At 54.6% G+C, this 13,108-nt stretch carries 9 protein-coding genes and 1 pseudogene; 5 read left to right on the forward strand and 5 right to left on the reverse strand.

The window, feature by feature from the left end; genetic code table 11:
- Positions 1-255: 255 nt before the first annotated feature.
- On the forward strand, positions 256-1,299 hold the full coding sequence (locus tag AB4O41_RS20670) for a DUF6515 family protein (protein ID WP_460144455.1): 1,044 nt from the start codon (positions 256-258) through the stop codon (positions 1,297-1,299).
- On the opposite strand, the gene AB4O41_RS20675 is transcribed toward AB4O41_RS20670, so the two are convergent.
- Both AB4O41_RS20675 and AB4O41_RS20680 read right to left on the reverse strand, forming a co-directional pair.
- Positions 1,293-2,189, reverse strand: coding sequence for a cation diffusion facilitator family transporter (locus AB4O41_RS20675; RefSeq protein ID WP_460144456.1), 897 nt, complete (start codon positions 2,187-2,189; stop codon positions 1,293-1,295). The two genes, AB4O41_RS20670 and AB4O41_RS20675, sit on opposite strands and share 7 nt — an antisense overlap.
- Before the next feature lie 41 nt (positions 2,190-2,230).
- Positions 2,231-2,650 carry a hypothetical protein gene (locus AB4O41_RS20680; RefSeq protein WP_008012643.1) on the reverse strand — a complete coding sequence of 140 codons (420 nt, stop codon included), beginning with the start codon at positions 2,648-2,650 and terminating at the stop codon, positions 2,231-2,233.
- A gap of 349 nt (positions 2,651-2,999) precedes the next feature.
- On the opposite strand from AB4O41_RS20680, the pseudogene AB4O41_RS20685 reads away from it, so the two are divergent.
- A pseudogene (locus tag AB4O41_RS20685) lies at positions 3,000-3,392 on the forward strand (DEAD/DEAH box helicase); the annotation flags it as partial.
- A 557-nt stretch (positions 3,393-3,949) separates the two neighbouring features.
- Complete coding sequence (locus AB4O41_RS20690) at positions 3,950-5,143, forward strand: hypothetical protein (protein WP_460144457.1); 1,194 nt, start codon at positions 3,950-3,952, stop codon at positions 5,141-5,143.
- A gap of 327 nt (positions 5,144-5,470) precedes the next feature.
- Here the strand turns inward: AB4O41_RS20690 and AB4O41_RS20695 are convergent, their stop codons facing one another.
- Positions 5,471-6,085 (reverse strand): hypothetical protein, encoded by a 615-nt coding sequence (locus AB4O41_RS20695; protein WP_460144458.1) that lies wholly within the window; start codon positions 6,083-6,085, stop codon positions 5,471-5,473.
- 103 nt (positions 6,086-6,188) lie between these two features.
- The gene (locus tag AB4O41_RS20700; RefSeq protein ID WP_460144459.1) at positions 6,189-7,277 is read right to left on the reverse strand and encodes a TauD/TfdA family dioxygenase; all 1,089 of its coding nucleotides are present in this window, start codon (positions 7,275-7,277) and stop codon (positions 6,189-6,191) included.
- 347 nt (positions 7,278-7,624) lie between these two features.
- On the opposite strand from AB4O41_RS20700, the gene AB4O41_RS20705 reads away from it, so the two are divergent.
- Complete coding sequence (locus AB4O41_RS20705) at positions 7,625-8,422, forward strand: hypothetical protein (RefSeq protein WP_460144460.1); 798 nt, start codon at positions 7,625-7,627, stop codon at positions 8,420-8,422.
- Position 8,423: 1 nt separating this feature from the next.
- Complete coding sequence (locus tag AB4O41_RS20710) at positions 8,424-11,717, forward strand: UvrD-helicase domain-containing protein (protein WP_460144461.1); 3,294 nt, start codon at positions 8,424-8,426, stop codon at positions 11,715-11,717.
- Positions 11,718-11,802: 85 nt separating this feature from the next.
- On the opposite strand, the gene AB4O41_RS20715 is transcribed toward AB4O41_RS20710, so the two are convergent.
- Entirely contained in the window at positions 11,803-12,939 is a 1,137-nt protein-coding gene (locus tag AB4O41_RS20715) for a hypothetical protein (protein ID WP_460144462.1), read from the reverse strand.
- Positions 12,940-13,108: the final 169 nt, after the last annotated feature.

A 13,108-nucleotide genomic window follows, 5' to 3' on the forward strand; every position in this document is an offset into this window, starting at 1 on the left:
GTCGCCACCCCCACCGGGGATGTGTCGGCCCCCGAGCTACACACTGTCCAGAAGACGGCGTGAGGTGAGCCGACGTCATAAGCGTCGAGCACGGACGAAGTTCTCAAAGGGAGGCCGACGGGTCTCCCTTTTTTATTGCCCGGAATTTGGCAGCGACCCTAAATAAATAAGTTGCGTGACTGATAACCTGTCACAGAACCCGGCTTGCACTTTCCCAGTCTTACGTACAGGCCCTAACCCGCAGTGAGGAAAAGCATGAAGTCGCGCATCTGGCGTTTGACCGGTGTTGGTTTGCTGTGTGTGAGTGTCACTGCGCAATCGCTGGCCGATGAGCCGCAATATCGTGGTCCCGATAGTGGGGAGCGTGGGGCGGATCATCAGGGCAAAGGTCAGGGGCATGACGGTAACAATCCGCCTCGCCAGCAGAGCAACGAAATCATTCGTGGCGACAACAGCCGCAAGTTCGAGCTCCACGACCAGAATCAGGGCGGCGAGCGTCAGAACCGTCCCTCGCACGATCCCAATACTCAGGGTGGCCAGTGGCAGAACCGTGTACAGCACGACTCCAATGTTCAGGAGCGAGCACCGCAACAACCCAGTAACAATCTGCCGATCCAGGGCCGGCCCGACACTGTGCGCCAGACCCAGGAACCCCGGCGTGGCTACTATCAGGACGAACCGCGACGCAACAATGACAACCAGCACTGGCAGACTGGCAGTCAGGGCTCACGTCACGATGACCGTCGCTGGCCCGGTCGCCCGGATGGGCACGGCAATGGCTGGGGCCCCGGCCCGCAGTATCGTCCGGGGTACGTGATTGATCGCTTCCCGGAGCGCAACTATCGCGTGCCGTATCGTGGCCAGGATTATTTCTATTCCGGTGGTTACTGGTATCGCCCGCAAGGCCCGCGTTACGTGGTAGTTCAGCCGCCTCGCGGGATTCGGGTCAGCTACTTGCCCGATTACGCGCGTGAAGTGTGGATCGGCGGCGCGCTGTTGTTCCTGGCGGCCGGCGCGTATTACGCCTATCAGGAGAGCACTCGGGATTACATCGTGGTCGAACCACCGGTGCAGCCACAACCGGTGGGCAGTGGTTATGACGTGGTGGCGTATCCGGCCAACGGCCAGTCGCCAGAGGAGGTCAGTCGGGACGGTTACGAGTGCTATCGCTGGGCCGTGGAGCAGAGCGGTTTCGATCCCCGCGCCGTCACCTATCAACCGGATCCGTCGGTGGTGCAAGCCTACCGACAGGCCCAAGGCAACTGCCTGAGCAGTCGCGGTTATCAGGTGAGTTACTGAGCCCTGGCGGCGTTCACCACTTCCTGCGGGTCGGCGTGCACCAGCACTTCGGCGCGCGGGTAGGCGGTGTGAATCGCATCGGCGGCTTGATCGCTGATGCCGTGGGCGACCGACAGGGTCAAGTTCCCCGGCAATTCCAGATGCAACTGCACGAACCACTGGTTACCGGAAATCCGCGTGCGCAAGTCGTGTGCGCCCAAAACCCCCGGTACGCTGCAAGCCAGTTCAAGCATGTGCTGGCTGACATCCGGCGGCAGCTCCTCATCCATCAGCACCGCAAAACTTTCCCGGGCGATATGAATGGCGCTCCAGAGGATGTAGGCGGCGATCCCCAAACCGAACCAGGGGTCGACTTGATGCCAGCCAAACCCGGCCAGCACCAGCGCCACCAGAATGCTGCCGTTGAGCAGCAGGTCCGAGCGGTAATGCAAGGAATCGGCGCTCACGGCGTTGGAGCCGGTTGCCTTGATTACCCGATGCTGCAACATCAGCAGGGCCACGGTCAGGGCGAGGGAAAACACAATCACCCCGATACTGAGCCACGCCGCGCCTATCGGCTCCGGATGTTTCAACCGTTCGATCGCCTGCAAGGCAATCAGCACCGCACTGCCGCCAATGAACAGCGCCTGAGCCATGCCTGCCAATGATTCGGCCTTGCCATGCCCGTAACGATGATCGTCGTCGGCCGGGCGCAAGGCGTAATGCACGGCCAGCAGATTGAGCAGCGAGCTGACGCCGTCGAGTGCCGAGTCGGTCAGCCCGGCGAGCATGCTCACCGAACCACTCAACCACCAGGCGATGGCTTTGGCGACCATCAACGTGCACGCCACCGCCACCGAGGCGCGCGTCGCCAACCGCAGCAGGCGGGCGTGTTCGGTACTGGTGGTCATAGGTACGGCGTTTCCTTTAAATATTTCTTCGAACGCATGAATTATGCGGCCGGTTGCAGGCCGAACATGGCCAATTGCTGGGCACTGCCCTTGTGCTGGATCAGGCGCGGATCGTCCAGCGGGAAGCTGCGGCCCAGTTCACTTTCCAGAATAGTCTGCAACTTGTGGTTATCGACCTTGCCGTCGGCACCGATGGCTTCCTTGAGTTTTTCCGGAGCCACCTGGGCGGTCCGGCCAGGCTCGAAGTAAATGGCGCCCGTGGCGAAGTCCACCGCAAAGGCGATCAGGCCGGGGATGATATAGAACAGCAGACCCACGGCATCCAGTGCGGCGATGGCCGGATCGATCTTGCCATCGATCTGACCGCGACGATCCGGGTAGAAAATCGAGCCGCAGGCCGTTACCTGGGTCAGCAAGGTCGCGACCAGTACACCGCCGATCAAGCGAAAGGGAGCACGCATGTGAAATCTCCTGAGTTATCTGGAAACGAAGCATCGTCGATATGAATTAGGACCGCGACGAACGCCGTTATACTCGCGCCGGCAGGGCGTGCCCACAGTAAATTGCGGCTGCGTCTCACCCCTACTGGGATAGTTGAGGATTGATGTTGTTTTTTCCAGACCGACAACGCGTGACGGCTGATGGTTTTTATCGGGGTTCGGCCCTCCGGGCTGAAGCTGTGGGCGCGCCATGCTGCGTTGCGGGACTTGGTAAGGAAACGACCCTTACCGGCGTCCCGCGCCTTGCCTGGCACGCCCACGGCTTCAACGCGACTCGCAATTTACTGTAGGCACGCCCTGGGGAGCCAGCATGATTTCTTTGCCGATTGATGAAGTTTTACCCGCCCTGCGTGAAGCCCTCGCTACACGCCACGAAGCCGTGCTCGAAGCGCCGCCCGGCGCCGGTAAAACTACCCGCGTGCCCTTGGCTTTGCTCGATGAGCCGTGGTTGGCCGGGCAGACCATTCTAATGCTCGAACCGCGCCGATTAGCCGCGCGGGCGGCGGCGGAGCGCTTGGCCAGTGAACTGGGTGAGAAAGTCGGCGAAACCGTTGGCTACCGCATTCGTCTCGACAGCAAAGTCGGCCCCAATACCCGTATCGAAGTGGTTACCGAAGGCATCCTCACCCGGCGCTTGCAGGATGATCCGGCGCTGGAAGGCGTGGGCTTGCTGATTTTCGATGAGTTCCACGTTTTGTCACTTGCACCGAAAAAATGCTGTTTTTTGTCAAAAATTGCCTGCAATCCCACTCCCCCTCCTGCTCAATTCCTCTCCTGACCCACCTCCAGTTCAAGATCCGCCTCCCAACCCCAACCCCCAAACTTCATTCCTAGCCTCCCCCAAAAAAACCAAATCTCCAGTCCCCCCCTCACTTAGTCAGCCCCCCCAATCCGCCTCCATGTCTGCTAAGCCGATCATTCTTGACCCGCGTGAGACCACCTATTGAATGATCAGGGCTGTGGAAGCAACATGGCTCAGCCAGCAGGCCACGACCACTGCCAGAGGGTAGAAGAGCGGGTAGGGCTGACCCCTCCAATAAGCCCGCCGACTCTTCAAATGCAATCCATACGCGATGCGCTTACCGAGACGCTGGTGCGCTGTCCCCATATCAACCTGAGGCTCAATACAGAATGGAATCACCTGCCAACAGCCCCATCACCACTTCAAAACCTAGTCGCCCGGAAAACCCTCTATCAGCGTCTTTGTACGACGCCCTGATGTACCAACGCGACCTACCTCGGGAGGGAAGAATTACCCATATGGGCAGTTTGGAATTCGATAGGTTGGAAGCGCTCTCTCGTGTCGAACAGCACGTGCCGGGCATCAAGTCTGACCTTGATACAGTTCGGACTATTTTAAGTGCCGCTACACAATCTGCCCCTACCGCAGAACAGGGAGTAGAACTAAGAGATGCGTATAACCGTTGCCTCGATATGGTGTTTCCAGTAGGTCAGAAGTATCTGCATTGGTGCCATGAGTTGCATGGGTTGTCAGCAGACCATAGCCTCAGTTCAATTTCGTGGAAACATTTAAAGAAGCTCGAAGAGGATTCGTATACAGACCCTGAGTTAAAGGGGCTAATTGATGAGCTGAAACATGGCTTTAGTCTTGTTTCTCATGTCAATGATAGTAATAACTTTCGTCAAGCTTTTGAGTATTACGGTGAGGCCCTTGTTTATGGAATGCTCAGTAAGCACTTCAAGACTAGAAGGGTAGATGCGAGAAATAACTCCATGCCGGACTTTGCTTGTCTGCTACCAAATGGGAAGGAGTTCTTTGTTGAGGTTAAGTCTCTCGACATCGTTGATGCGCCGTACAGGCCGAATCAGATGCACGAAGATGCCATGCAACAGCAAATTGAACTTGAAGACCAGCTCAAACAAGGGCGGCGAGTTGCGATGGCGGAGAGAGAAATCGCTCCTTATAAACGCGCCTTCAACGATAACTCGTACGATCCTCGCTCACTGCTGGCGGTAACCAATACGCTCATCAATAAGGCAAATTCTGCATTCAAGTCCACCCAGTTCGAGCAAGGCCCCACTTTTGCGTTTATCCTGGCTGACCGATTGGTGATTCCGGGCAACGAACACAGCGTGGCACCCCACTATTATGAGCGGGGCGGTGGTGCAGTTGTGTCTGGTGTACTTTGGAACGTTTGCTTCGGTCAGAAAGGCTGGCCGATTTATAGAATGCCCGACTTTGAAGGTAAGCCAGGACTGGAAGGCTATTTGCCCATATATGGGCTGCTGGCAGATCCGGAGGTGTTGTTTCCTACGGGAGCGGTGATTGTTGCAAGCACTGGTTCTGAGGATACCTTAATGGGACTGTACGATTCCAAGTGGGCTCTTGATCAAGATTGGGGCGAGGATGAGACCTCTGAAGTCCTGCAAGCGCTTTGCAAGGGGTATAACGACGAGAAGAACTCGCTAGGTCAGTTGGTTGCTATGACCTGATACATGTCCTAACAGGCTGTTTATGCACAGAGATAGAAGGTGCCTCAATCGTTACTGCTGCAATGGAATGGTTGGCCTGCGCGAGTTTTGATCACGTCGGCCAACCAGATGCGAGAGAGGATGCGAGCATGTCTCCCGAGCGCTTCTCAACGCGCAATCATGTCCATCACCATCATCTTGTTAAAGTAATTAGCAATCTTCTCTGCTGAGATTAAGTTCAAAAAGTCATTCTTCTCGATTGCGAGCGTGACCAAGGGGGGCTTCCAAGACGATGGTGAGTGACAGGATGACATTGCGCGAATCTGGTCTTGAGCCTGTGCGCTCCAGCTATCTCATGGACATCTGTTTGGTGCGAGTCATCTTGATGACGTAGCTGTCAGCGAATAGGCCATTGGTCTCCAGTATGACTTCATTTTTTTTCGTGCTGCGAATGTCGTACCGCTGAGACTGGGCCAAGAGCAAGCCTTGCTCCAATTCGGTTTCTTCAGCATTCCGAGGATGCGAGGTGTCACGGATTTTGAAGGTCATGCCGGCTAGCGATAGGGCGGTTACGCGCGTTTTCACATTTAGCAGTTTGATGACCAGTTCATCGTCGGTGGCTTGCCATTCTCCATTTCCGTCGAAGTTATAGCTTGTGGTGAATGGCAAGAGTGGTATAGGCAAGAAAGTAGTGCTCTTCAACAGACCGGTGATTCGGTATGTCTTGTTGCGGAAGAACTCCGTGGTGCCCTCAAAGCTAACAACGCCATTGCGTTGGGGATATTGATATTTTTCATGCCACAAGCCCAGGAGGTTGGGGTTCAGGCCGTCGGATGTATTGGGTTGAACGATGTAGGCTGCCCATGGCCCTATGATGGTCGACACGTCTCTGAGAAACGGAACTAGGAAAAGTAATCCCGCCAGGATGCTTGTCCAGCCAATATGAGACTTGCTCCACTTCATACTGCTTCATCCATGCAGAAGACTCCCTGCTTGTTCGGTGGCTAGGACGTGTCCCGTCGCCGTTTCAGCGATGATTGGCCATTATCAAGAATGGGATGCGTGTTCAGGGAAAGAGCTTGAACGAGCTTCCTGCATAGCGTTGATCCGAACTCAGATCGCGAGTATCCAGCCCGTAGGTACGCAATAGCCATCGAGATTCGCCGCCTGCTTCGCCACCGACCTCGCTACGACCGTGCAGGCCTACGCGATTGTTTACAACCAGAAGATCGCCAGGCGAAATGACAACCGAGTTTGAACAATCTAGGCATGCTTTCTCAAATCGATCCAGGGCGCGTTTGGGCAGATCTGAATCGAAGCCCGCATCCCCGGCGCTGTGACTGTACCGGATCCAGTACCCAGTACCGGCCTGGAACAGCAACTGGATGTTTTCCATTGAACTAGCAAGTGGGTGCCGCTTACCGAACATCCTTTCCAAGCCAAGCTTGAAGGTTTTCTGGGGCCGGATCACATACTGAGGCTTTGTCAGCTCGGCAATGTCCTCATCCGACAGTTGCTGCAGAACGAGCGCCAGCGGCATGACGGTCGTAGGAGTGCTGTCCGGATTCCGAAGGCCGCTCAAGCAAACGAAGTCCGGTGAGGGCGCTACTCGCTGGTCGAACTCATGAGGTTGTCCACGGAGGGGGAACGAGACGCCATCGGTATGCCCGCGCATGCCGCCTTTGGATTTTTCTGCGAATTCATCTTCGCCTGGCAGCACGATCAGATTCACGAACAAATGGCCGTCATTCTCCGAGCCGTAAGACACGGTATCCGAATTCAGCGCGGCCAAGCAGGTCACGGCACAGGCTCTTGCTGCAATGGTGGTAGCAACGTCCGGAACCGGAATGAAAGCGGAAGGGGTTTCTGGCAAATCTTGGTGCACATCAAACACTGCGCGCAGATGAATCAGTGGGTTCGTCCAAGCATGCTCCTGGACGTCATACAGCTCGATACCCACGTTCGCCAGATATGCCTCCACGGCGGGAAGCAGAAGGGAGCTAAGCTGCGAGGGATGATCAAGAGCTGAAAGGCATGATTCGAGTGAATTATCGTGCATCCAGCCGCTCACTGCGCCGTGGATAGCCCGTGAAAAATGAGCGTCGATCAATTGTGTCCCTACATGGCAAGTGATATAAAGATGATATACGAGCATCCGTAATCACGTAGCTCCTACCGTCACGATGGCCAAAGTCTACCATGAAAAGTAATGTCAATTTGACTTCTTCGCCCCTCCGAGCTTGGGCAGATTACCTCGCGTGGGTGTCCAGCGCGAGTGAGTTTCGGGAGGTGGCAGGCTTCCACCAGTGTACGGTACCCCTGCCAGATGGCCATCTACTCAAGGTGGAGGCGCGCTCTGCAGATTTGCTCGCTAAAAAGGTCATGGCAGAGCTGACCTCCAACTTAGTAGTTCCTCCACACGTTTCCTGCTCAGCAGAACCATTGAGTTCATCGCCTGTCCAGGTTGTGTCACAAAAGGATGTGTCGCCAAAGGAGGTGTCTATGCGTAGTCATTACGAACCAGCGTTGCCTCGTGCATCAGAAACGACTCGGACGGGGCCGGTAACCAGCACCAAGGACGTCTTGCAGACGTTTGGTGTTTACGTACCTGAATCCATGCATGAGGCGCTGAAGTCGGTTGCCAGGAATCAAGGCAAGAAATTTTCAGTGCTCATCCGAGAATTGGTCGAAAGAGGCTATGACCGTTTTGAGGAAGCACTCGAACAGCGTAGTGGTAGAAAAGTTCTCGACGGTTATGAGCAAAAAGTCGCGGCCTACAGTGGAGAAAATTCTCAGTGGATGGCCAGGCTTGACCGTACCCTTAGCTTGGAGATCAAGCTGACCGCCAAGGAGTACGGTCGCTCGGCGTCTCAGATCGTTGGAGGTTTTTTAGCCGAGGAACTCTCCTACTGTCTGCAGACCCAAGCAGTGACCCTCTGCACCGCCGTGGAGGTTGAGCTAGCACAGGCCGCTATGGCCGGATTCGTGGGCCCGAAAGCTAGCGAGCTGGCCATAGCTCTTGGGCTGCCGGGCAAGCGCAAGCTGGTGAATGAACTGGTTTGCGGGATCGTACGTGCCCCCAGTGTTCTATTGGATCGTGCTGCTGAGTTCTTCAAGGTCTCCCAGCAAGCAATAGCCCAGGCTGTCAGTCTCAATTTCCGTCAGTTGCAAGCACCGTCCTTCAAGGCACCCAATGGTCAACCGAAGATTTTGACTGAGCCTGTTTCTTGGGAAGAGGCGGTGAGGGCGCTCAATCTGCCTCACGATGAGGAAGCTGAACTGTTGGCCTTGGGAGACTGAGATGAATCCTTTCGACCGTGCACGAATTCAGGCAATGGATGCGCGGGCGAAACTCATCGCTGCGTGTGGTGAGGCCTATCCAAGCAGTGAGCAGTTGCTCGCAGTCGCTGAAGATACTCTGGGCCTTGCAATTGAATGGGTGGCTCCGGACGATTATGCGCTGTGTGGCGGGGATGCCCTCATACAGCGATCCATGCTCACAATCCTGGTTCGTAACGATGTTCGCCAGGAAGAGAAAGCCTATCTGTTGGCTCATGAGCTCGGCCATTGGTATCTCGATTCGCCTCAACTGCCGCAGGGCTCAGCTTCGTCATCGTTCCTTGCCGAAGATGCGGGGCAATCGGCTGGATCTGCGGTCGTTGATGGCTATGGCGCGTGGGAGCGCCAAGAGCTTCAGGCCAACGTCTTTGCACGGGAATTGTTATTCCCCAAGTCGGCAGCAAGGGCGCTGTGGTCAAGCGGCTGGCGTTCCCGGCTAATTGCCACGCATTTTCTCCTGCCCCTAGAGGTCGTGCGGCAGCAACTGGCTGATGCGTTGTTGCTCCCGGATGTTCCCCCTGCGCTTCCCGCGCCGACGCACCCTCCCAGCGATGCTCAGCGTCAAGCGGCTCAGGCACCTGAGAAGTACGTCAATGTCGTCGCGGGGCCGGGTACGGGCAAGACAACGACCCTGGTGCACCGCGTGGCCAACTTAATCGCAAGTGGTGTGCCTGCCGATAAAATCCTGGTCATGACGTTCACCAACCGTGCCGCGCAGGAGCTTGTAGAGCGACTCACAGCGGCCAATGTCCCGAATGCCTCCCATATCTGGGCAGGCACTTTCCACTCCTTCGGATTGGAGCTGCTGCGCAAGCATTATCAGCTCTTCGGGTTGACCCCTCAGATCAAGGTCGCGGATCTGCTGCAGCAGGTCAGGATGATGGTGGATGAGCTACCGGCTCTGGAGCTCAAATATTTTTTCAGGTTGCTCAACCCCTATGATTGGCTGCCTGACGTCCTGAAAACTATTCACCGACTGAAAGAAGAGCTGGTCTTTCCATACGAATACTTAGCAATTCTTCAAAAATTGCCAGCCGTCGACCCGGACGTAGCGCTGGAGCGAGAAGATATCGCCACCCTGTATAGGGCGTATGAGGCTGTCCTGCGACGGGAGGGTTGGGTCGATTACCCAGACCTGATGGTGCGCCCGACGATTAAAGCGCGCGAAGACCGCCCCTCGATAGCCGCCTTTCTTGACCAGTACGACCATGTGTTGGTGGACGAATATCAGGACGTCAACCACGTCATGATCGAATTTGTTAAGACAATTGGGCTGCCTAGGCGCCATCTGTGGGTCGTCGGTGACATTCGCCAGGCTATCCACCATTGGCGCGGGGCGTCGATCCAAAGTCTGCTCAAGTTCGATGAAGCCTACGTCGCGCGCGGGCAAACAGATTCGATCGCGCGGTACAGCCTGGACATAAATCGCCGTAGTGCGCCTGAGATTCTCCGCGTAGTCGAAAGGGCTGGCACAGATCACGTACTGCAGCCTGTCGTGCCCCTCGATACTGTCTCAGCTTCTCGCCCTGCGAGTGGGGTCATGCCGAACCTGATTCAGACGGCGAAAGACGCTCAAAGTAGCAGTATCGTCGGTCAGATCGAACAGTGTCGGGTGGGCGGTCATCCCTATGGTAGCCAAGGCATCATCAGCTCTACCAACTCTCAGCTGGACAAGCTGGCCCATGACCTTGAGCGCGCTGGAATCCCTGTACTTCACATCGGCGAGTTGAACGAGCGGGCTGAAGTGAAGGAGTTCATGTGCCTGATGCAACTCCTGACTCAGCGCTCGCCTGGTGCGCTCCTGGGCTTGCTGCGGTACAGCGATCTGAGCATGCCAGCGTCGGACGTAGCCCTGCTGACGAACCTGTGCAAGCTAGGCCCCGATTATCAGCACGGACGTTGGCTGAAGCAGCCAGTGCCAGGCTTGTCCCCTCACGGACAGCAGGTCGTGAATGCGTTGAATGAGTTGCTAGGTACGTCGACGCGCAACTCCCGTCCTTGGGCTTTCGTGTGCGACCTGATGTTCGAAAAGGGTTTCGGACTGGGCTCTTTGAGCGACCAATCCGCGACTGCTCAAATTCGGCGCCTGGCCCTGTGGCAATTTCTCTACGGTGTGCGCAATAGTGATGGCGCCGGTAGCGAGGCAACTTTGTCCAAGTTTCTGGTCAGGGAGGATTTCCGGCGCTATCTCGAACAACAGTCGGCAATGCGTTCGTTACCGCCGGAGGCCGCTGTGATTGACGCGGTCAGGCTCATGACGGTTCACGGCAGCAAGGGGCTCGAATTCGACGTCGTGCACATGGCCAACGTCGAGAACTCCCGGTTTGGTGCCGATGCCCCGCCCCGCTTTGATGATCGCAAAGCCCTTTTGCTTCCTCCGGAGACGCTCAACAGCACAGCCCAGTTGCGGGCTGCGGGCGAAGCAATCGAGCGTAACAACTTACTGTACGTGGGCGTTTCGAGGGCCAAAGATCGGCTCAACGTATATTGCGGCACGGATATGTCTAAGATCCCCAGCCCCCTCTGCGACTCATCAATCCTTGCTCCGATCAGTGGAGCCGCGAATAGGTTGGTAGGCGCGGTTTCATCGGCTCGTGTTCCAATGACTGCGCCCGCTACGATCAGTTTCTCCGTGCTCGACGGCTTCATGTCCTGCTCCCTCCAGTACCACTACGCGCATGAGCTCAACCTGCCGGCTGAGCAGGAGCTGGACGTAGCGTTCCGAGCTCGTAGATCAGTGCTGGCCGGGCTTGAGTATTTCTATCGTGATGGAGTGAGGTCTCAGGATGCCTTTGAGCAGGCATGGGGCGAGAGGCCATTACCGAGTCGGGCCGAGGACAAGACTCTCTTGGAGCATGCCAAGATCGCTTTTGATCGTGGCACCGCATTGCAGCCAGGTATCGCACACTACGTCCCTGAGAGTACGGCCAGCGTGAATGGGCAGGTCATCACCATGCCTTGGATGCTTCGCGACGATAACGGCGATTTGGTTTGGCTTCGCACAGGTATCGGGCTATCCGAAATTTCCAACAATGTACGCCCCATCCTGGAAAACCTCGGTGGTAGTCGCTGCGACACCATTGCCATTCATTCGCTCGTCACCGGACGTTCCAAAAGCTCTGTTCCCTCTGCCAGAGCTACCACTACGAAAGTGTTCAAGGCGATCTCGGCTCTGCGTGCAGGTGAGCGTTCCGCTAGTCGCGGAGATCACTGCAACCGATGCGCGTATTCGACCATTTGCGGGCAAATGCTTTGATCAGCCTGTGTCGTAAGGCCGGGGTCGAGAACACATACGCTGAAAGCGAAGGTAACAGTGTGTATTTTTTGAATGATGCTGGAAATTAGCTTGGAATAATATCTGTTATAAATTTTAAACCGAATTCAGGGCAGTCATACGTTGTCGTGTTTTTATTGGATTTGTATTCTTCTAGAAGTGCATCCTCATGGAGATCTGCCAAAAAGCCCCAAGCCCTGAATGAAATAAGTTTGCTGTTGCAAAGCATGAATTTTTTTAGCGTTCGCCATGACGATGGTGCTTCCGGAAAAGGGTTTGCTATATCATCAAGGAAGTAGTCTCCTTTTGAAAGTGTGTTGATTGTCGAATAGGTAACTCCGGATGTCTCCCATTCTGTAATGGTTTCGTGGAGGGATTGAGATATTTTATTCGGAATGCTGATCTCGTAACGTTGAAATTTTTCACATGGGTTGATATCAAGATATGTAATACTGTACCTGGCTACAGTATGCTCTCTGAGATCAAGCCATAAGAAAGCGAAACCGTGTGAGTTTATTTCATTGGATTTTCTGATGATTCGTTCGAACGCGGATTTTATTTGCTCGAGATGTGCGTCTAGATCCTCAATTTGACCGCCGCTGTATATGTTTTTTGCATATATGCAGTGCTGAAGTCCAGAGAAAGTGTTTTTGTTGAATTTCAGGGGTGGGTTAGCATCGAGGAGTATTTCAGGTGGCAGGTATTCAAGTTCTAGTGGTGTGGTAGATTTTGGTTGAAGGCACAATATGTTTCGTTTGTGCCAGAATATTTCGCTGAATAAATAGTTTTTTAAAAGTGTTGGCCAGTAGTTTGATATTATTACGCAAATTACATCGCCGTTTGAAATGAGTGGAAAATGTGCCTTTATTGCGTTTGTATATGCGCCTAGTTCTGTTCCTGACTCTCTGGTGGAATTTGATGAGTTTTTCAGCTCGACAACTACAAAAGTTTCCATTCCGGGGTCAAATAATAGAAAGTCAGGATTTAATATTTCTGATTCGAATAGAGATATATTTTTGTTTTCGCTGATTAGTACTGTTTCACGTACGCACTTCCAGCAATACTCGTATGACTCAATTATGCGGTCACGCTTAGGGTTGCCGTCTTTGTTGTAATTGTATGGGGTAATAATGTCCCCTAGGCCGCTAAAGTTCCGCAGGTGGACTCCGATGGCTTCTTGCATTTCTTTTTCATTCTCAAACATTGTATTTCTCATGATGGTCATTGTGTTTTTTTAAGAGGGTTCGGGGGGTGATCAGTAAGGATCATAACTTTTTATCTGTGAGTTGGTGTTTTCAGTAATGGCCGATGTGCGGTTAATTGAGTTGTCTGATAATTCCTATTCTCGAAGTCAGATTGGCTTACGTTCACCC

The organism is Pseudomonas sp. S2_A02, assembly GCF_054668495.1.